Source organism: Jeotgalicoccus halotolerans (assembly GCF_003387165.1).
GTDB classification, from domain to species: Bacteria; Bacillota; Bacilli; order Staphylococcales; family Salinicoccaceae; genus Jeotgalicoccus; species Jeotgalicoccus halotolerans.
This window is the reverse complement of the sequence record NZ_QUMW01000011.1, coordinates 203099-223876: the sequence shown is the minus strand read 5'-3', so window position 1 is coordinate 223876 and position 20778 is coordinate 203099. Positions and strand designations below refer to the sequence as shown.

Below are 20778 nucleotides of genomic sequence, written 5' to 3'. Positions count from 1 at the left end.
GTGAAATAAGAAAAGGGCAACGATATAAAGATAAAGTTCATTAATAATTGAAAAGATGTGTAAATTTAGAGTGTTTTCCGAATGAGTAGAATGTTGCGTAGGCATGAAAGCCTCTCATGACTATGCAACGGTTGATACGTATATATGAGACTGTGTCACGCCTACGCATCATGAAATACGTATACATGAGCCCATGTCACGCCTACGCAACGTGAGATACGTATACATGAGCCCATGTCACGCCTATGCAACGGTTGATACGTATACATGAGACTGTGTCACGTCTATGCATCGATTATGTCCATATAATTGTGTGAAAAAAGAGAGTCAGTATCTGATCCTATAGTACAATATTGTTACCAGACAAATTGAAAAGGGAGAATCAGATAATGACTCAACTAAATATTAACTTAAATATGGACGATTTAACCGCCCAGATTAAAGATTGTAACCTCGATGCCTTAACGAAAGGCAAACATCACTACTTATTCCTAATGGCTTTATTGTACTGTAAAAATCTTTACACAAGATTGTGGACTTGGCTCCGAGAGAGGAGAGGTGTTTGCTCCGCAATGAGCGACAATCATTGCGGAGTATATAATAATCTTCCTGACTATACTGCATTTTATTAACTTTCTATAAAAATCTATTGACATTTTCATGTAAAATCCATATAATATATATTAGTTTGATTCTGCTTCAGGAGAATTAGCTCAGCTGGGAGAGCATCTGCCTTACAAGCAGAGGGTCGGCGGTTCGAACCCGTCATTCTCCACCATTCAAAACTTAATTTTATATTTATTACATGCGGAAGTAGTTCAGTGATAGAACATCACCTTGCCAAGGTGGGGGTCGCGGGTTTGAATCCCGTCTTCCGCTCCATTTTTTTGTTTATACATAAGGGCCTATAGCTCAGTTGGTTAGAGCGCACGCCTGATAAGCGTGAGGTCGGTGGTTCGAGTCCACCTAGGCCCACTTACAATAGATAATCACTTTCGGCTATAGCAGCCGAAAGTGATTTTTTGTTTTATCCGTAAATTCTCCACAAAAAAGCTGCACCAGGTTTAACTTGTGCAGCTAAGGGCAATTCTATTTTATATGTCCTTTTTCTATAAGAGCTTTACGGATTTCAAGCATTGCAGTATATGTTGCAAGCATATGAATTTGTGTTGTCGGTGCATTTTCAATTGACTTAATTACACTCTCAAGGCTGCCTGCCGCATCGATATTTTCTCTTTCGAAGCCAGCTGTAACAAGACGGTCAGTCATTGCATCAACTGCGATACCTCCGGTAATAATCTTCTCGATATCGAGATCGGCCAGTGATTCAAAGTTTGTATCTTCAAGCCATTTCAGATCGACGCCGTCCGCAGGACGGTTGTTAAGCAGGGCGACAAGCGTAAACGGCTCTTTTTCAAGTTTAACAAGATTCAGCACCTGATTGAGTCCGACAGGGTTTTTCACGACGTTAAGGATAATCTTTTTATCATAGGCGATAATGACTTCCTGACGGCCAAAAACGCGCTCGTTCGTCAGAAATGCATCTTTAATATCCGGCGGTGATACATCGAAGAATCTGCCGGCGCTGTATGCAGCGAGAGCATTGTAAATATTGTAGATTCCTGCATTGTGCAGCGTGTATGTATCATTATCCAGCTGGAATGTTGAATGTGTAACATTCAATTCCTGTACACTTGTGACTTTGTAGTCGAGTTCAGGACGTTTGAAACCGCATGACGGGCAGTAGTAGTCACCGAGGTTGGCATACGTGTAATGATGGTACTCTAAAGTGTGGCTGCATTTCGGACATTGCGCATCTTCTTTAGTTTTATCACCTGATTCGATATCTGTGTCAAATCCGAAGAACTTCTGCGCATTAGGCAGGGTCTGCGAGTTGAACAGAGGCAGATCACCGTTAGCAATAATAGCTGCTTCAGGGACTTCGCGGGCTGCATCGGCCAGCAAATCATATATTTTCTCTGTAGTTCCGTAACGATCAAGCTGATCGCTGAAGATATTAGTATGTACAAATAATTTAGGCTGTAATTCTGAAACGACATTTTTTAAAGATCCTTCGTCGACTTCGAGAACGGCAATTGCACCTTTTGTAGAACGGGGCGCATTCAGAAAAGCGCCGACAATGCCCTGCTTCATATTGGAACCTGTACGGTTGGTAATTACGTTCTTGTATTTTTTAGACAGCACATTTGTCGTCAGAGTTGTCGTCAAAGTTTTGCCATTTGTTCCTGTAATCACGATAACATCGTAATTTTTTGCGAGGTTGCGAAGCAGGTTTTTATCGATGGAAAGAGCGATTTTACCGGGGAGACTGCTGCCTCCGTTTGTAAACTTTGTCAGTAAATAACGAGTAATTTTACCTGCGTTCTTAGCTATAGTGGACTTGAGTGACATTCATATACGCTCCTTTAACTTTAGACTTCGGGTATCAATTATAACATTCCGTATTATTAGGTACTATAATTTTTTGAAAAGGGTTATAATAAACAATATTAATCACTGAGGAGAGTAAACATGTTAGATTTATTTATGAGTCTGGAAGCATGGCAGCAGGCGTTAATCGCCACGTTATTTACGTGGAGCATGACGGGCCTCGGTGCAGCAATTGTATTCCTGACAAAAGGTGTAAGTGAAAACTTTCTAAATATAACCCTAGGTTTTGCCGGCGGTATTATGATAGCGGCGAGCTTCTGGTCGCTTCTCGCTCCTGCCATTGAAGCGAGCGCCGATAATCCGTTAGGCGAGTGGTTCCCAGCCTTAGTAGGCGTCCTCGGCGGTGCTTTGTTTATATACTTATTCGATAAATTGATCCCTCATCGTCACCGCGGTGATGACATGGCGGAAGGACTGCCCTATAAAGCTTCGAGACGCAGTACGCTGCTTATTACTTCGCTCACACTGCATAACATCCCGGAAGGGCTGTCTATCGGTATCTTATTCGGTGCAGCAGGTTTAAGCGACGATCCGGTTATGGTGCTGAGTGCACTGACATTGGCAATCGGTATCGGACTGCAGAATATCCCGGAAGGAACTGCGGTGTCCATGCCACTTAGAGGAGACGGAGCAAGCAGGAGACGTGCGTTTTTCTGGGGCTGGATGTCTGCGATCGTCGAACCGATGGCTGCACTGGCTGGTGTACTTTTAATCGGGTTCATGGAGCCTGTACTGCCTTATGCACTTGCTGCAGGTGCCGGAGCGATGATATTTGTCGTCGTCGAAGAAGTTATCCCGAGTACGCAGAAAAATGGTCATTCCGATGTGGCGGTATTTGCCTTTATGATCGGTTTTGTGATTATGATGGTGCTGGATGTGGCTTTAGGGTAGAAAAAAACTCCGGAGGATTTGTCCTCCGGAGTTTTTGCGTCTGCAATTTAGAATTTAGTAGAAGAATCCGATGATTACTGCACTTAACAGTGATACCAGCGTTGCACCGTATACTAATTTAAGACCGAATTTCGCTACTTTGTCCCCGCTTTCGTTGTGAAGACCTTTAACAGACCCTGCAATAATACCGATACTTCCGAAGTTGGCAAATGAAATCAAGAAGACTGAGAGCATTGCCTGTGTTTTCTGAGATAAGGTATCTGCAAATGTGCCAAACTCAAGAATTGCTACAAACTCATTAGTAATAAGTTTTGTCGCCATTAATGAACCAGCAGTTTGAGCTTCATTCCAAGGGATACCGATCAGGAAGGCAATCGGCATGAAGATATAGCCGAGAATGTCCTGGAATGATAAGTTAGAACCCGGAATCAGCAGGAACAGATTGTTTAACAGACCAATCAATGCGATAAATCCAATAAGCATTGCGCCTACAACCAGTACGATTTTACCGCCGTCGATGATGTAATCTCCAAGAACCTGGAAGAAAGACTTACCTTTCTCAGGGTTTGTAGAGATTTCAATGTCGCCGTCAATAATTTCCTCATCGTAAGGGTTGATAACATGAACGATAATGTATACACCGAACAGATTAAGAACGATTGCGATAATTACAAACTGCGGATCAAGCATTGTAAAGAATGCGCCAACGATTGACAGTGAGATTGAACTCATTGCCTGTGCCGACAGTGTATACAGACGCTGTGTCGTCATTTTAGGCAGCTGGTTTTTAAGAGAAACAAAAACTTCCGACTGCCCAAGCATCATAGATGCTGCCCCGTTGTATGACTCTATGTAAGGCATACCTGTAATTTTTGTAAGCAGGAACCCGATACCTTTAATGATGAACGGCAAAATTCTCGTGAATGATAAAATACCGATAATGGCGGAAATGAAGATGATAGGCACTAAAACGTTAAATAAGAATACATTTACCGCTTCGCCCTCGCTGTTGGTCATTAAATCTCCAAAAACAAATAATCCGCCTTCTCTTGCGAATGCGAGTAAATGATCAAACGCATTGGCGAGCCACAGAATAATTGTCTGTCCCCATTTAGTGCTCAGGAATAAAAATGCAGCAAGCAGTTGCAACACAAGCAATACTAAAATGTTTTTCCAGTGCTTAAACGCAAGTTTACGGTTGCTACTTGCAATCCAGGCCAGGAAGATGACGAATAATATACCGACTATTCCCATTACAATACTCATAATAAGCCTCCAAAAAAATAATGTATGAAATTTTCTCTATGTATATGTTTCCATTTAATTATAAAGTAAATGTTACAAATACGCGATACTGAATCATTATAATGCAAACGTTTACAGAAATAAAGGATATATTGAGAGAAATAAACAAAAATATACAAGTTTTTGAGAAATGCTAACAAGGGCTGTTTTTTTAAAAAAATAAACAAGAGATTTGCCAAAAAAACACATAGCCTGTATACTTTAGTCAAAGTTGGTCAGAAGGAGTGATGAAATGCGTAACATGTCGGATATCATTGAGCAGTATTTAAAAGATATGATTGAACAGTCTGGCAATGAAGCCGTTGAGATTAAACGCGCGCACATCGCTGAAAAATTTGATTGTGTACCCTCGCAATTAAATTATGTCATAAAAACCCGTTTTACAAACGAACACGGATATGTAGTGGAAAGTAAACGCGGCGGGGGCGGCTACATAAGAATCACCAAGGTGGAGACGCATTCTGAAACTGAGTACCTTGCACATCTTCAGAATTTAATCGGGGAAAACATTTCTCAGTTAAATGCAGAACATCTGGTTCAGTCTATGTATGAAAACGAAGTGATTACTTACAGAGAAGCGCAAATTATAGATGCAGTAATGAAACGCGAAATTTTATCGCTTGAGCTGCCTTACAGAGATATTTTAAGAGCAAAAATTTTACGCCGTATAATTACAGCTATACTCTATGCTAAGGAGTGATGATATGAAATGTGAAATATGCAACGAGCGTGAAGCGGCAATTCATATTTCGAAAGGTTCGGGGCTCACTCACCAGGAGCAGTATTTGTGTGAACAATGCGCCAATCAATCGATGGATATAAATTACAACCAGACGGATAATCCGTTTGATATTCAAACGCTGTTAAAAATGCTTGCTGGTAATTCAAAGCGTAATCAGACAGAAACAGAAGAGCATGCCTGTCCGACCTGCGGTGCGACGCTGCAAAGTATTGTGAAGAACGGTTTATTCGGATGCAGCCACTGCTACGAATATTTCGAACGCTATGTGCCGGAAATCGTTACACGTGTACAGCTCAACCAGCAGCGTCATATCGGAAAAATACCGTCGCAGGCGCACGATACTTTAAAGTTGAAACGCGATATCGAAACGCTTGAAAGAACACTGCAGGAAAAAGTGAAAACACAGGCTTTTGAAGAAGCAGCGGTCATCCGCGATCAGATACAGGAACTGAAGGATGGTGGGGCGCATGAATAGACATACAAGTACGTGGATTCGTGAAGCGGTAAATACAGAAATAGAAATGTCATCCAGAATCCGTCTCGCCCGCAATATTAAAGGCGTACCGTTCACCCATGTGCTGGAAGATGATGAAGATCTCGAAGCGCTCGGAGGACTGGTGGCAAAAATGCTGCCCGGTTACAGCCTGACCTCTCTCGGCGGTTTGTCTGTGCAAGACAGAGCGCTGCTTGTTGAAAAACATTTAATCAGTCCCAATTTTGCGAAGCGCGGTACGCGTGTATTTATTAACGGTGATGAAGATATTTCGATTATGCTCGGCGAGGAAGATCATATCCGCATACAGGCGCTTGGTACAAATATTACTCTCGAGGCGCTTTATGATAAAGCGGGAGCAGTTGATGATACATTGGAAGAAAAGATAGAATATGCATTTGATGAGCAGTACGGTTATTTAACAGCGTGTCCGACCAATATCGGGACCGGCATGAGAGCGTCTGTTATGCTGCATCTGCCGGCGCTCGCGGCGACGAACAAAATTCAGCGTTTCCATAACAACCTGACACGTTTCGGATTTACCCTGCGTGGTATATACGGGGAAGGCTCAGAACCGCTGGGTTCTGTTTACCAGCTTTCCAATCAGGTAACGCTCGGATTCGAAGAAAGAGTCATTATTAATAATTTGAGTGAGCTGAAGAATCGTTTAATTGAAGAAGAACGTATGGCAAGACAGCATTTAATGACGCTTGATACACTGGATGCAGTTAACCGTTCACTCGGCATTCTGCAGCATGCTTACAAGCTGTCTTTAAAAGAAGCGGCGATGCATTTAAGCAATGTGAAACTCGGTCTTGATCTATCGTATATTGAACTTGAAAATTTTAATTTTCAAGAATGGTTTCAGCTTATACAGCCGGCCTTTGTGAAAGAACGTGTAAATACAGAAGAATACGATTCACCTGGTATTGCCGCGGAAAGTGCGCGGGCAGCCTTAATGCGTGAATTACTAGGAGGGAAATAAACATGCTGTTTGGTAAATTAACAGAGCGTGCCCAGAAAGTACTGGCGTATGCACAGGAAGAAGCAATCACCTTAAAAAATTCTAATATCGGTACGGAGCATCTGCTGCTCGGCCTGGTCAAAGAACGGGAAGGCATCGCAGCGAAAGTTCTTGCCTCATTTAATATTGATGAACAGCGGGTTAATGAAGAAGTTCATAATTTGATTAATACGGGGACAGAAAAAACGTCTTCGATTCACTATACGCCGCGTGCTAAAAAGGTTATCGAACTGTCGATGGATGAAGCGCGCAAACTGCATCATAATTTTGTCGGTACAGAACATCTACTGCTCGGTTTAATTCGTGAAAGCGAGGGTGTTGCAGCACGCGTACTGGCAAATCTGGATTTAAACATTACAAAAGCGCGGGCAGCTGTTATTAAAATGCTCGGGAATCCCGAATCATTCCAGTCGCACAGCAGCGTCGAAAAAGATACGAACACGCCGACGCTCGATTCGCTGGCACGCGATTTAACGCAGATTGCGAGAGAAGAGCGTCTCGATCCGGTTATTGGCCGTTCGGATGAAATTACGCGTGTAGTGGAAATACTGAGCCGCAGAACGAAAAACAACCCGGTCTTAATCGGTGAGCCCGGCGTAGGTAAAACTGCGATTGCAGAAGGACTGGCTCAGGCTATTATCAACAATGAAACTCCTGAGAACTTAAAAGGCAAACGCGTTATGTCCCTTGATATGGGCACCGTTGTTGCGGGAACTAAATACCGCGGTGAATTTGAAGAACGTATGAAAAAAGTAATGGATGAAATTCATAAAGCGGGTAACGTCGTGCTCTTTATTGATGAGCTGCACACACTGATCGGCGCCGGCGGTGCAGAAGGTGCGATTGACGCATCAAACATTCTGAAACCAGCACTGGCTCGCGGTGAACTGCAGTGTATCGGTGCGACAACTCTAGATGAATTCCGCAAGCACATTGAAAAAGATGCAGCGCTCGAACGCCGTTTCCAGCCTGTAATGGTTGATGAACCGAATGCTGACGATGCAGTGCTTATTCTGAAAGGATTGCGCGACCGGTATGAAGCGCACCACCGTCTGACAATTACAGACGAAGCGCTTGAAGCAGCAGTGCGTATGAGTGACCGTTACATTCAGGACCGCTTCCTGCCGGACAAAGCCATCGACTTAATCGATGAAGCTTCATCCAAAGTCAGATTAAGAAGCTATGCGGCGCCGCCTGACTTAAAGGATCTCGAAACAGAGCTTGAAACTGTGAAAAAAGAAAAAGATGCGGCAGTGCAGAGCCAGGAATTTGAAGCGGCGGCGAATTACCGCGATCAGCAGACGAAGATCGAACGCCAGGTGAAAGAGTGTGAAGAAAACTGGAAAAAAGAGCAGGGTGACTTGTCACAGTCGGTAACACCGGCGGATATTGAACTTGTCGTTGCAGGTATTACAGGTATTCCGCTTGCTAAAATTGCAGAAGATGAATCGGACAAACTGTTAAATCTTGAATCGATTTTACACGAGCGTGTTATCGGTCAGAACGATGCAGTCACATCTATTTCAAAAGCAGTCAGACGGGCACGGGCAGGACTTAAAAATCCTAAACGTCCAATCGGCAGTTTTATCTTCCTCGGACCGACAGGTGTCGGGAAGACCGAACTTGCCAGAGCGCTCAGCGAAACGATGTTCGGCGAGGAAGATGCAATGATCCGGGTAGACATGAGTGAGTATATGGAGAAACACTCGGTATCACGGCTCGTCGGCTCACCTCCGGGTTATGTCGGCTATGATGACGGCGGCCAGCTGACAGAGAAAGTGAGAAGAAAACCGTACTCCCTTGTGCTGTTTGACGAGATAGAAAAAGCGCATCCTGATGTTTTCAATATGCTGCTTCAGGTGCTGGACGACGGCCGTCTGACAGACTCCAACGGCCGGACAGTCGACTTCCGCAACACGATTATCGTAATGACATCAAACGTAGGTGCACGTGAACTTCAGGATCAAAGATTCGTCGGTTTCGGCGGGTCTGCTGCAGAGAGTTATGAAAATGTACGCAGCACAATGATGAAAGAGCTTAAAAATACTTTCAGACCTGAATTTATTAACCGGGTGGACGATATTATCGTGTTCCATAAGCTGGAGAAAGAACATCTTAAAGAAATTGTCAGTCTGATGATTAACCAGCTGCGCGAACGTCTGTCCGAACAGAATATTCACATTGAAGTGACAGAAAAAGCGACTGAGCGCATCGCGGAAGAAGGCTACGATCCGGAATACGGGGCGCGCCCGCTTGCGAGAAGTATTCAGAAGAATATTGAGGATACACTCAGTGAATCGCTGCTTAGCGGTGAAAGCTTTGAAAATAAACTGGTTACGGTAGATTATAAAAATGATGAATTTACCGTAGAGACTAAAGACAGAACGTCTGCCGCAGTCGAACAATCATAAAAGAAACCCCAATCGCTCAAGAAATTGAGGATTGGGGTTTTACTTACATAAATTAAGAATGAAAAACTTCTTCTGCGAGATTGATCGCGTTGAACAGCGCACTCGCCTTGTTGACGGTTTCCTGGAATTCGCCTTCCGGAGTGGAATCGGCAACAACGCCCGCGCCAGCTTGGACGCTGACAGTATGGTTTTCTAAAATCATTGTCCGTATCGTAATACATGAATCCATATTGCCATCGAAACCGTAGTACAGAATGCATCCGCCGTACAACCCCCGGTTGTCGGGTTCGAGTTCGCGGATAATTTCCATGGCGCGTGTTTTCGGCGCGCCGGTCAGCGTGCCCGCCGGAAATGAATTGAAGAAAGCTTCAATCGGTGAGACGTTATCTCGGAGGGTTCCATTGACAACACTGATAATATGCATCACTTCTGAGAAGCGGCCGATTGTCATATAGCGGCTGACTTCAACGCTGTCCTTCACTGACACTTTACGAAACTCATCCAAAGCTAATTCGACGAGCATTTTATGTTCGGCAATTTCTTTTTCATCAGAGAGCAGTTCCTGTGCGATTGCTTCGTCCTCCTGCGGCGTCGCACCGCGTCTTCTCGTGCCGGCAATCGGATGAATTTCAAGTATATTGTCTTTAACCTGCAGCTGGCGTTCGGGAGAACTGCCAATCAACTCTGCATTAGAGAAGTTTAAATAAAACATATAAGGTGACGGATTGACGTTTCTTAAAATCCGGTACAGCTGAAATCCCGAACACTGCGTGACTGTATCAAAGCGCTGGGAAAGTACGGCCTGATCTATTTCACCGCGGTGGATGTAATTTTTTATCACATCGACATCGTGTTTGAAATCAGCTTCCTGGTAATTGCTTGTAAAAGTCAGCTGCGGATTTTCTGCCTGTCTTCTTGAGAGCATTAAATCCTCAAGCTGAATATTATTTTGCAGTTGTTTTTTTAGTGAATGGATACGTGTTTTCAAAGTGTTATAAGTATCCTTAATACTTTCAAAGCGTTCGGGATTTTCAAATGAAATGATTGAAGTCTGCTGTTTGCGGTGATCGTAGGCAATCAGCGTCCGTGTGAAAACGAATTGATAATTACCTTGACTGCTGCTGTTGCGCGGCTCGATGCCGGCGAGATCCTGCACTGCCTCGTAATTGATGTAGCCGACAGCCCCGCCTTTAAAAGGAAGGTCAATACTGTCAGTATATGCATCGACATAATTTCCAGCATAATCAAGCGCTTCCTGCAAAGTGGTGAAGGTAAACGTTTTATCTGTGTCGAGATCGGTCATAAGAAAACCGTTCTCCGCTTCACTTATATCGATAAAAGGATCCAGGCCGATAAATGAATAATTCGACCATTCTGATGCAGGGTCCTGACTTTCTAAAATATACAGCGCGTCGTCTTTTAAGGCATTGAACATATGAATCGGTGTCAGTACATCGGTGTAAAAACTTTCAATCAGCGGCAAAGTCTTGTATGACCCGGCGCTTTTGGAAAAATCATTAAATGACTGCATAGAATCTCCTTTTCTTTTTAAGAATATGAACATATTTTAAAGAAGTTGAAAGTGTTTTGCAACTGTACTGATGGAATAGTCTGAAAATATTTTGTGAAGGAACGAACAATACTCTGTAATATCATTATTCTTACAGGCTTCTGCCTTTAAATAAGCTGAAATAAATAATACAATAGTAATACGTAAATATAATTGGGGGAGAATATACACGAATGGCAAAAGCGAAAGTATCATTTGAATGTATGGCCTGCGGCTATGAGACGCCGAAGTGGATGGGGAAATGCCCGAACTGCGGAGCATGGAACCAGCTCGAAGAAAAAATAGTGCATAAAGAATCTGCGCCGGGGCGCGGCACGCTGGGGAAGACGCCCTCTGAAGACCGTTCCCGCGCGACTAAATTAACAACCATAAAAAAACAGGACACACCGCGGACGACAACGCGTTCCGGAGAGTTCGACCGGGTGCTCGGCGGCGGTATCGTAAATGGCTCCCTCATTTTAATCGGCGGTGACCCCGGGATTGGGAAATCGACAATTTTACTGCAGACGGCATTGATTTTAGCTGAGAATCATAATGTGCTTTATGTTTCCGGAGAGGAATCACTTGAACAGATTAAAATGCGGGCAGACCGTATTACAGCATCATCGTCGGATCTGACCGTTTTTTGTGAAACGAACTTATTATATATTCATGAAGAAATTAAACGTTTAAAACCCGACTTTCTTATTATTGACTCAATCCAGACAGTATTCCATCCCGATGTAACCAGCGCGCCGGGCAGTGTTGCTCAGGTAAGGGAAAGCACGCAGTCGATTATGAATATTGCAAAAGGCAATAATATTGCGACTTTTATTGTCGGACACGTGACGAAAGACGGCCAGATTGCGGGGCCGAGATTGCTTGAACACATGGTAGATACTGTTCTTTATTTCGAAGGAGATCAGCACCACACATACCGTATATTGCGCGCTGTTAAAAACCGTTTCGGTTCGACGAACGAAATGGGTATATTCGAGATGAAAGCAAAAGGTCTGGAAGAAGTGCTGAACCCGTCGGAAATCTTTCTGGAAGAACGTTCCAAAAATGCTCCGGGGTCGGCCATCGTCGCGACGATGGAAGGAACACGGGCCATGCTTGTTGAAGTCCAGTCTCTGGTCACACCGACGCATTTCCATAATCCGAGGCGCATGGCAACCGGAGTGGATACAAACCGGCTGTCGCTCTTAATGGCAGTGCTTGAAAAATCGGAAGGGCTGCTGATGCAGCAGCATGACGCTTATATTAAAGTAGCGGGCGGAGTGAAACTCGATGAACCCGCAGTTGATTTAAGCATCATTATCAGTATTGCATCGAGCTTTCAGAATATAGCGGTGCGCGGGGACGACTGTTTCATCGGGGAAGTAGGATTAACTGGCGAAATAAGACGGGTTACCAAGATAGAACAGCGCCTGCAGGAAGCAGCCAAGCTCGGCTTCAAACGCGCGATTGTACCCGCATCTAATTTAAGCGGGGTGAATGTGCCCGAGGGGATTGAAGCAATCGGAGTTAAAACATTAAAACAGGCAATTAAACATGCACAGTACAAAGATTAAAAAGGAGGGATAATATGCTCAAATACTTGCTGTATGTTGTTTATATACTGATCGGCATTTCTTTAGGTGTATGGCTGTTTCCGGAACTGCAAATGCTCCTGCCGTTCGAAATGCCGAGGATATTTAATAACATACTGGTCAGCGGCACACTCGGTGTTCTGTTATTTTTCTTATTATTCGGATGGACGCTGTCGCACGCACAAAATTTTTTGAAGAAAAGTGAAGGCTACCTGCTTTCAAGAAGTCTGGTCGAAATCGTTTTTGCCACTCTTGGAATGATGCTCGGACTTGTCATTGCTGTCTTAATATCTCTTTTAATCAATACATTGGACATTCCATTAATAGGTGAAATCGTACCGATTATTTTTGCGGTAGTACTTGGATATTTAGGATTTATGATCGGGCTCCGCAAATTCAGCGAAGTGCTGGACTTCTTTCCGAAGTCTTCGGGCAAGTCAAAAGCTGAAGGCAGTCATCCAGCGCTGAAGAAGTTTATCGATACGAGTGTCATTATAGATGGCCGGATTATCGATGTTGTGGAAACAGGTTTCCTGGAAGGTGAAATTATCATCCCGCAATTTGTGCTGGATGAGCTGCAGCTGATTGCGGACGCTACAGATCCTGTTAAGCGGGAAAAAGGCCGGCGGGGACTGGATATGCTTAATGCCCTGCAGGAGAAGAGCCGTAATGTCCGCATTGAACCGGTGTCTTACGACAAACTCGATGTGGATCAGCAGCTGATCGAGATTGCGAAAAAAGAAAAAGGCGCAATTTTAACGACGGATTACAACTTAAATAAAATATGCCAGCTGCACGACATACCTGTCCTTAATGTTAATGAATTGAGCAGCGCAATCAAAACTGTCGTTGTGCAGGGTGATGTTTTCGAACTGTTTGTATCGAAAACCGGAAAAGAAGAAAATCAGGGTGTCGGATATCTTGAAGACGGTACGATGGTCGTTGTGGAACATGGGGAGAATTTAATTAATCAAATGGTATCCGTCATCGTGACGAGTGTGCTGCAGACGAATTCGGGACGAATCGTTTTTGCGAAACTGGAGAAGAATAAATGAAATATACAGTAATTATACCGGCCGCGGGCCTCGGGACCCGTATGGGCCTCGGATTTAATAAAGTACTGCTTGAAATTAACGGAGAGCCGGTAATTAAACATACGGTCAGACATTTTGAAGAAGACCCGGACTGTGAGGCGATTCACCTGGCAGTAAGAATAGAAGAAACTGCTGTTATGAAGGAATTGTTCTCTGACTCTGATAAAGTGTCAGGTATTCACGCGGGCGGGGCGGAGCGGCAGGACAGCATATACAATGCACTGGTCAATGTACGGGGTGCAGATTACATCTTCGTACACGACGGGGCGAGGCCGTTTCTGACGAATGATGTGCTTTCAAGGCTGAAAAGAAAAGTCAAAGAGACCGGAGCGGCTATCTGCGGTGTGAAAACAAAAGACACGCTGAAACGTGTGGTTGATGGTAAAGTCAAAGAAACGCTCAGGCGGGATGAAGTGATTGCCGTACATACTCCGCAAGCATTTGACTGCAGTCTTCTAAAACAGGCGTATGAGCATGCGAGACAGAATAAGCTTGAAGTGACAGATGACTCGATGATGGTGGAAGCGCTGGGTAAAGAAGTCTATTTAGTCGAATCGACTTATGATAATATTAAAATAACGACAAGCGAAGATTTGCAGCTTGCGCATATGATTCTTAAAGGAAAGTAGTGAGATGATGAGGATCGGTCACGGTTATGATGTGCATGCATTTGATGCATCCCGTCCGCTGATTTTAGGCGGCATGGAAATCCCCCATGATTTTGGTTTAAAAGGGCACTCTGATGCGGATGTGCTGCTGCATACGATTACAGATTCAATACTGGGTGCACTTGCTCTTGGCGATATCGGGAAATTTTTCCCGGACACAGATGAAAAGTTTAAAAATGCAGATTCTGGTGTCCTGCTCGGTGAAGTGGTTGCCATGATGTACGAAAAGGGTTATGAAATCGGCAATATCGATGCTGTGGTTATTGCTGAGAGGCCGAAATTAAGAGGATATATTGATGATATACGCGGAAATGTGGCTGCACTTTTGAAGACGGATATATCAAATGTTAATATTAAAGCGACAACATCGGAAAAATTAGGATTTACAGGCAGAGAAGAAGGCATCGCAAGTGAGGCGGTAGTCTTACTTAACAAACAGGAGGCAAAATAATGAGTAAAGTAAGAGTGAGATATGCACCGAGTCCGACTGGATTCCTGCACATAGGAAATGCGCGCGCAGCATTATTTAATTATTTATTCGCACGTCATCACGGAGGAGACTTTGTTATCCGTATAGAAGATACTGACAAATCAAGACACGTGGCCGAAGGTGAAGACTCTCAGCTTAACTACTTGAAGTGGCTCGGTATTGAATGGGATGAAAGTGTGGATGTCGGCGGAGACTACGGTCCTTACCGCCAGTCGGAGCGCGGAGATATTTACGCGCCGTACATTCAGCAGTTGCTGGATAATAACCTTGCCTACCGCTGCTACATGACTTCAGAAGAACTGGAAGCTGAAAGAGAAGAACAGCTGAAAAACGGCCAGACACCAATGTACGGCGGTAAACATGCGAACTTAACTAAAGAACAGGAAGAGCAGTTCAAAGCTGAAGGCAGGGAACCTGCGATACGTATCCGCGTGCCAAAAGACAAAACTTATACGTTTAAGGATATGGTTAAAGGTGATGTATCTTTTGACTCGAACGGTTTCGGCGACTGGGTAATCGTTAAAAAAGACGGAGTGCCGACTTACAACTTTGCAGTTGTTATCGATGATCACGAAATGGAAATCACCCACGTGCTCCGCGGAGACGATCATATTTCAAACACGCCGAAACAAATGATGGTTTACGAACTGCTCGATCTGCCGCTGCCGGAATTCGGCCACACAGCTTTAATTGTTAATGCGGAGAAGAAAAAACTGTCAAAACGCGATGCTTCAATTATTCAGTTTATCGAACAGTACGAAGAATTAGGCTATCTGCCGGATGCAATGTTTAACTTTATTGCGCTCCTCGGCTGGTCGCCTGAAGGTGAAGAGGAAATCTTTACGAAAGAAGAACTGATTGAAAACTTCGATGAAAACAGACTGTCGAAAGCATCTGCATTTTTCGATAATCAGAAATTAATGTGGATTAACAACCAGTATATGAAACAGAAAAACTCTGAAGAAATTTTTGAAATGGCGCTGCCGTTTCTGAAAGAAGCGGACAGAGTATCAGAAAATCCAGACGAAGCGGAACTCGACTGGGCGCGCAAGCTCGTTCAGCTGTATCAGCCGCAGATGAGTTACGCTGCGGAAATTATAAAACTGTCGGAACAATTCTTTAAAGATCATGTGGAATTTGATGAAGAAGCACAGGAAGTACTTGACCAGGAACATATTCCTGAACTCATGACGGCGCTCCACAAACATTTCACAGAACTTCAAGACTTTTCACCTGAAGGAATTAAAGCTGAAATCAAGGCTGTCCAAAAAGAGACAGGCATTAAAGGCAAGAAATTATTTATGCCGATCCGCGTGGCAGTAACAGGTGAAACAAAAGGACCAGAATTGCCGGATTCGATTTCATTAATCGGCAAAGAAGCAGTGCTCGAGCGCATTCAGCGTTTAATCTAAGCCGGACTGTTGAAATAACATCCGGTGTGCCGTATGATATAGGTGTTAAAAGTTAAGTATGCAAACCGCTGGACACAAAGAGATTATCCGTCTGCTGAAAAGGATAACAAAGCATTTTGCAGAATTGCGCTTTTAATATTGCACGAATTGTATATTAAAAGTGACAAAGCAGAGTGGAACCGTGCGTAAGCGCCTCTGTCCGATTACCGGGCAGAGGCGTATTTTTATGATTTTAGGAGGACGAAGATGTTTCAGAGAGTGAAAGAAGATTTGGACATGGTACTGGCACTCGACCCGGCAGCGAAAAACCGTTTAGAAGTGTTTTTTACATATGCGGGTATTCACGCGGTATGGGCGCATCTGATTGCGCACTGGTTTTATAAAAAGAATTTTAAAGTAATGGCACGTGTGATTTCGCAGCTGAGCCGTTTTGTGACGGGCGCAGAAATCCATCCGGGCGCAAACATCGGCAGACGGCTGTTTATCGACCATGGTATGGGTGTAGTCATCGGCGAGACATGCAATATCGGCAATGATGTAACGATTTACCAGGGGGTAACACTTGGCGGAACGGGTAAAGAAGATCATAAGCGCCACCCGGATATCGACGATAATGTCCTGATTGCAGCAGGCGCGAAAGTGCTCGGGAATATCCGCGTCGGAGAATCATCGAACGTTGGAGCGAACTCTGTAGTTTTAAAAAATGTGCCGCCCCACTCGACAGTTGTCGGCATCCCCGGTCATATTGTAAAGCAACACGGACAGCGTGTCAGAAAACATAATAATTTTGACCATCGGGATTTACCGGATCCGTTGTTTGAGAAACTGCTGGAACTTGAAAAAGAAATTAATAACTTCAGAAGAGAAGTTGGAAATGAGGTAAAAGATGGTTCGCATATATAATACAATTACAAGAAGGAAAGAAGATTTTAAGCCGCTTGAAGAAGGCAAAGTGAGCATGTATGTCTGCGGTCCCACCGTATATAACTATATTCATATTGGCAATGCGCGTCCTGCGATTGCTTTTGATACAGTGCGCCGCTATTTGGAATATAAAGGATACGAAGTAAAATACGTATCAAACTTTACAGATGTAGACGATAAACTGATTAAAGCTTCGAAAGAACTGGGAGAAACTGTGCCGGAAATTGCCGAGCGCTTTATCGAAGCGTTCTTTGAAGATACGGGCGCGCTCAATGTGAAGAAAGCAGATGCGCACCCGAGGGTAATGGACCATATGCCGGATATAGTTGAATTTATTAAAGTGCTGATTGATAAAGGTCATGCTTATGAATCGGCAGGAGATGTGTATTTTAAGACACGTTCATTTGACGGTTACGGCAAACTGTCCCAGCAGTCAGTGGATGATTTGAAGGTAGGTGCGCGCATCGATGCCGGAGAGAAGAAACAGGACCCTCTGGATTTCGCTTTATGGAAAGAGGCGAAGGATGGAGAAATCAACTGGGAATCTCCGTGGGGGAACGGGCGTCCGGGCTGGCATATCGAGTGCAGCGTAATGGCGCGTGAGCATCTCGGCGACACAATCGACATTCACGCGGGCGGACAGGATTTAACCTTCCCGCATCATGAAAATGAAATTGCCCAGAGTGAGTGCATGACGGACGAAACATTCGCGAACTACTGGATGCACAACGGCTATATTAATATCGATAATACAAAAATGTCGAAATCACTCGGTAATTTTATATTGGTGCACGATATTATTAAAGAAATCGAGCCGAACGTTCTCCGCTACTTTATGATCAGCGTTCACTACCGGAATCCGATTAATTATAACCGCGAGCTTGTGGATGCAGCGCGCAACAGTCTGATGCGCATCCAGGACAGCTATCATCAGGCAGCTGAACGTGCGGAGAAAGCAGTCGGTACGGAAGCTGATAAGAAAGTGCTCCTTGCAATCGATGATAACCTTAAGCAGTTTGAAGCGTTTATGGATGATGATTTCAATACGGCGAATGCTATTTCGGCCTGGCACGAACTGACGGGCGAACTGAACAAATATCTGCGCCAGCCGTCGACATCAAAAGAAGTGCTTCGGAAATTTATGAAGGTGTTCGAAACATATTCTGAAATTCTCGGTGTAAGTCTCGACAGAAAAGAACTGCTTTTGGACGAAGAAATTGAAACACTGATTGAAGAGCGGGAAGCAGCCCGGAAAAACAAAGATTTTGCACGGGCAGATGAAATCCGCGACAGTTTAAAAGCTGAAGGCATAGTTTTAGAAGACACGAAAGACGGCGTGAGGTTTAAGCGTGGATAATTTTAAGATGGACGCAGTGCCGTCGCTGTCGCTCGCATTTTTAGGAGATGCAGTTTATGCCGTGCATATCCGCGAGCATTTAATAAGAAACAAACCTTATTTAAAACCCGATGCCCTGCACCGGGAAGCGAATAAGCTTGTCAGTGCGCGTGCGCAGGCAGAGGCACTGCACTTTTTGAGACGGACGGGAGTTCTGAGTGAAGAAGAATGGGATATTGCCAGAAAAGCACGCAATAAATCGAGTGCGACACGGGCGAAAAACGCTTCGATTAAAGAATACCGGAACGCTTCAGGGCTGGAAGCACTGATTGGCCATCTCGCACTGGCGGAGAATGAACAGCGGATTACAGAGCTGATGGCTCATATTATTAAAAACGGGAGTGAAGGACAATGAGCAGTTCGGTTATAGCAGGACGTCATGCAGTGAAAGAGCTGCTGCGTTCGGACAGCGATATCAATAAGATTTATATGCAAGATACTGTAAACAAAAGCCAGCTGAAAGAAATTCTGGACCTGGCGAAAGAAAAGCGTGTCGTCGTCTCGGCGGTGCCGAAAAATAAAATAGACGGACTGACGGACGAACGGCACCAGGGTATCGTTGCACTCGTCAGTGCCCATGAGTATATGCCGCTTGAAGAACTGCTGGAAAAAATTGAAGGTAAAAATGCTAATATTATTATTCTTGATGGTCTGGAAGATCCTCATAACCTTGGTTCAATTTTAAGGACTTGCGATGCAGCAGGTTTTGATGGGGTCATTATTCCGAAACGCCGTTCGGTGCAGCTGACGGATACAGTAGCGAAAACATCGACCGGGGCAATAGAGTATGTGCCGGTTGTCAGGGTGACGAACATCAACCAGACAATCGATAAGCTGAAGGAAAACAACTTCTGGGTCATCGGCAGCGACGGCACCGGGCAGCTTGATTACCGCGAGATGAATGCGAAGACCGGCAGCAATGCGCTCGTAGTCGGTAGCGAAGGTGAAGGCATTAGTAAAAAAACTTTGGAAAAATGCGATTTCACAGTTAAGATACCGATGGCCGGAGAAATTACGAGCCTGAATGCTTCGGTTTCTGCGGCCTTGCTGATGTACGAAGTTTACCGTCAGCAGAATCCGCCAGGACGTGATTAATCATGCGCAAAAAACGGCGTCTGCTGGTGGTTGACGGCTATAATTTAATTGGTGCGAACTCCGAGTTATTTGCAGAATCTAAAATTTCTCTCCAGCTGGCAAGAGAAGAAGTATTGAAAGCGCTGAGCGAGTATCAAGCGCTTCAGAATTATGAAATTATCTGTGTTTTTGATGCTTATGAAGTGAAAAATCAGGAAGCGGTTATCGATTACTACGGTATCACAGTGATTTATACGAAAGAGAAGGAAACGGCGGATGAATATATAGAGCGTTTTGTGTACGATAACTATCACCCCCACCTCTGCGATATCAGTGTTGTAACGAGTGATCTGACAGAACAGAATGCTATTTTTGCCTATGGCGCTTACCGGATTTCTTCCAGAGAGATGTGGATGAACCTGGCGGAAGCCGGTAAAAATATCAGTTCCCATATCGAGACAATAAATGAAAAACTGCCGAGAACAAAACTTGATATCAGCGACGAAGTGCTTGCGAAAATGGAAAAACTGCGCCGCGGAGAGAATTGACGGCTTGAAGGTCCGCCCGGAACCTCATATATTAGAAGTAATATAAAAGGAGGCGGGCGGATGTATTTCATAAAGTCATTGTATATTTTTATTAAAGAAGAGCAGCCGGCTGTTTACGGCGGAGATAAATTATTAGATGCTTATGCACTGCAGGTAAAAGCTGGCGAATTCCACTTTTTTGATAACATCGACCATCATCTCCGTCCGGTAATCAGACGGATGACTTTCAAGTACGATATGAATGAACACGACCGGGAAGATTTAATTCAGGAAATGGTGTTCAGCGCACTGATTTTATGTTTGAAATACGACTTTGCAAAAGGACATTACAAGCATTATGTTCTCCGCTCTATCAGGCTGAAGATGTACGATTATATTCACCGGCTCAAGGTCTGGCATCAGGTTGAACTCAATCCTGACGAAATTCTGCTGCTGGAACATCAGCACGCTCTGCCGCATATCATGCTGAAAGAAACTCAGGCAGAGTATGCGGGGGCAGCTGGCAATTTATCGAATTATGAGAAGCGGACTTTGAAATTATTTCTCGACGGCTGCACAATAGAAGATATCGCAGATATATTTAACAAGGAACCGGAGTCTGTCATCAATACGTTTTACAGGATTAAAATCAAATTCAACTCAGTTGAAGATTTACACACTGTTGTTGACAATGACGCCCTGAACCGATATAGTATATTAGAATTGAAATGAGGA

Annotated in this window: 19 protein-coding genes and 3 tRNA genes; 19 read left to right on the top strand and 3 right to left on the bottom strand. The window is 44.2% G+C overall.

All coding sequences use genetic code 11. The annotated features are described in order from the left end of the window. The first annotated feature begins 702 nt into the window (after positions 1 to 702). From DFR63_RS07325 to DFR63_RS07315, 3 genes are all read left to right on the top strand, one after another. A tRNA-Val gene (locus tag DFR63_RS07325) sits at positions 703 to 778 on the top strand. A gap of 29 nt (positions 779 to 807) precedes the next feature. Then, positions 808 to 882, top strand: a tRNA-Gly gene (locus tag DFR63_RS07320). Positions 883 to 901: 19 nt separating this feature from the next. Next, a tRNA-Ile gene (locus tag DFR63_RS07315) sits at positions 902 to 975 on the top strand. Positions 976 to 1089: 114 nt separating this feature from the next. Here DFR63_RS07315 and DFR63_RS07310 read toward each other — a convergent pair. Beyond that, positions 1090 to 2412: a MurT ligase domain-containing protein gene (locus DFR63_RS07310; protein ID WP_115885282.1), complete on the bottom strand. Its 1323-nt coding sequence runs from the start codon at positions 2410 to 2412 to the stop codon at positions 1090 to 1092. A gap of 120 nt (positions 2413 to 2532) precedes the next feature. On the opposite strand from DFR63_RS07310, the gene DFR63_RS07305 reads away from it, so the two are divergent. Then, positions 2533 to 3342, top strand: coding sequence for a ZIP family metal transporter (locus tag DFR63_RS07305; RefSeq protein WP_115885281.1), 810 nt, complete (start codon positions 2533 to 2535; stop codon positions 3340 to 3342). Between the two features lie 54 nt (positions 3343 to 3396). Here the strand turns inward: DFR63_RS07305 and DFR63_RS07300 are convergent, their stop codons facing one another. Then, entirely contained in the window at positions 3397 to 4608 is a 1212-nt protein-coding gene (locus tag DFR63_RS07300) for a NupC/NupG family nucleoside CNT transporter (RefSeq protein ID WP_115885280.1), read from the bottom strand. A 271-nt stretch (positions 4609 to 4879) separates the two neighbouring features. On the opposite strand from DFR63_RS07300, the gene DFR63_RS07295 reads away from it, so the two are divergent. Genes DFR63_RS07295 through DFR63_RS07280 form a run of 4 tightly spaced genes read left to right on the top strand, consistent with a single transcriptional unit; the run spans position 4880 to position 9317 of the window. Continuing rightward, on the top strand, positions 4880 to 5347 hold the full coding sequence (locus tag DFR63_RS07295) for a CtsR family transcriptional regulator (RefSeq protein ID WP_115885279.1): 468 nt from the start codon (positions 4880 to 4882) through the stop codon (positions 5345 to 5347). Positions 5348 to 5351: 4 nt separating this feature from the next. Then, the gene (locus tag DFR63_RS07290; protein ID WP_115885278.1) at positions 5352 to 5864 is read left to right on the top strand and encodes a UvrB/UvrC motif-containing protein; all 513 of its coding nucleotides are present in this window, start codon (positions 5352 to 5354) and stop codon (positions 5862 to 5864) included. After that, on the top strand, positions 5857 to 6867 hold the full coding sequence (locus tag DFR63_RS07285; protein WP_115885277.1) for a protein arginine kinase: 1011 nt from the start codon (positions 5857 to 5859) through the stop codon (positions 6865 to 6867). The genes DFR63_RS07290 and DFR63_RS07285 overlap by 8 nt, the downstream gene beginning before the upstream one ends. A 2-nt stretch (positions 6868 to 6869) precedes the next feature. Beyond that, a complete protein-coding gene (locus tag DFR63_RS07280) occupies positions 6870 to 9317 on the top strand; it encodes an ATP-dependent Clp protease ATP-binding subunit (protein ID WP_115885276.1) in 2448 nt (815 codons plus the stop codon). 52 nt (positions 9318 to 9369) lie between these two features. Here DFR63_RS07280 and DFR63_RS07275 read toward each other — a convergent pair whose 3' ends face one another. Continuing rightward, the gene (locus DFR63_RS07275) at positions 9370 to 10848 is read right to left on the bottom strand and encodes an anthranilate synthase component I family protein (RefSeq protein WP_115885275.1); all 1479 of its coding nucleotides are present in this window, start codon (positions 10846 to 10848) and stop codon (positions 9370 to 9372) included. 212 nt (positions 10849 to 11060) lie between these two features. Between DFR63_RS07275 and radA the strand changes: the two genes are divergently transcribed. From radA to DFR63_RS07220, 11 genes are all read left to right on the top strand, one after another. Next, a complete protein-coding gene (gene radA, locus DFR63_RS07270) occupies positions 11061 to 12440 on the top strand; it encodes a DNA repair protein RadA (protein WP_115885274.1) in 1380 nt (459 codons plus the stop codon). A gap of 14 nt (positions 12441 to 12454) precedes the next feature. Continuing rightward, positions 12455 to 13513, top strand: a complete 1059-nt coding sequence (locus DFR63_RS07265) for a PIN/TRAM domain-containing protein (protein ID WP_115885273.1) — start codon at positions 12455 to 12457, stop codon at positions 13511 to 13513. Further along, the gene (gene ispD, locus DFR63_RS07260; protein WP_115885272.1) at positions 13510 to 14181 is read left to right on the top strand and encodes a 2-C-methyl-D-erythritol 4-phosphate cytidylyltransferase; all 672 of its coding nucleotides are present in this window, start codon (positions 13510 to 13512) and stop codon (positions 14179 to 14181) included. Before DFR63_RS07265 ends, ispD begins: the two co-directional genes overlap by 4 nt. Before the next feature lie 4 nt (positions 14182 to 14185). Further along, positions 14186 to 14671: a 2-C-methyl-D-erythritol 2,4-cyclodiphosphate synthase gene (gene ispF / locus DFR63_RS07255; protein ID WP_211313786.1), complete on the top strand. Its 486-nt coding sequence runs from the start codon at positions 14186 to 14188 to the stop codon at positions 14669 to 14671. After that, a complete protein-coding gene (gene gltX, locus DFR63_RS07250; protein WP_162842306.1) occupies positions 14668 to 16122 on the top strand; it encodes a glutamate--tRNA ligase in 1455 nt (484 codons plus the stop codon). Before ispF ends, gltX begins: the two co-directional genes overlap by 4 nt. Before the next feature lie 246 nt (positions 16123 to 16368). Continuing rightward, positions 16369 to 17025: a serine O-acetyltransferase gene (cysE, locus tag DFR63_RS07245; protein ID WP_115885270.1), complete on the top strand. Its 657-nt coding sequence runs from the start codon at positions 16369 to 16371 to the stop codon at positions 17023 to 17025. Next, positions 17009 to 18403 (top strand): cysteine--tRNA ligase, encoded by a 1395-nt coding sequence (gene cysS, locus DFR63_RS07240; RefSeq protein WP_115885269.1) that lies wholly within the window; start codon positions 17009 to 17011, stop codon positions 18401 to 18403. Before cysE ends, cysS begins: the two co-directional genes overlap by 17 nt. Then, positions 18396 to 18797 carry a Mini-ribonuclease 3 gene (locus DFR63_RS07235; protein ID WP_245954159.1) on the top strand — a complete coding sequence of 134 codons (402 nt, stop codon included), beginning with the start codon at positions 18396 to 18398 and terminating at the stop codon, positions 18795 to 18797. The genes cysS and DFR63_RS07235 overlap by 8 nt, the downstream gene beginning before the upstream one ends. Further along, the gene (gene rlmB / locus DFR63_RS07230) at positions 18794 to 19537 is read left to right on the top strand and encodes a 23S rRNA (guanosine(2251)-2'-O)-methyltransferase RlmB (RefSeq protein ID WP_115885268.1); all 744 of its coding nucleotides are present in this window, start codon (positions 18794 to 18796) and stop codon (positions 19535 to 19537) included. The genes DFR63_RS07235 and rlmB overlap by 4 nt, the downstream gene beginning before the upstream one ends. A 2-nt stretch (positions 19538 to 19539) precedes the next feature. Further along, a complete protein-coding gene (locus DFR63_RS07225) occupies positions 19540 to 20064 on the top strand; it encodes an NYN domain-containing protein (RefSeq protein WP_115885267.1) in 525 nt (174 codons plus the stop codon). 60 nt (positions 20065 to 20124) lie between these two features. Continuing rightward, on the top strand, positions 20125 to 20775 hold the full coding sequence (locus tag DFR63_RS07220) for a sigma-70 family RNA polymerase sigma factor (protein WP_115885266.1): 651 nt from the start codon (positions 20125 to 20127) through the stop codon (positions 20773 to 20775). Positions 20776 to 20778: the final 3 nt, after the last annotated feature.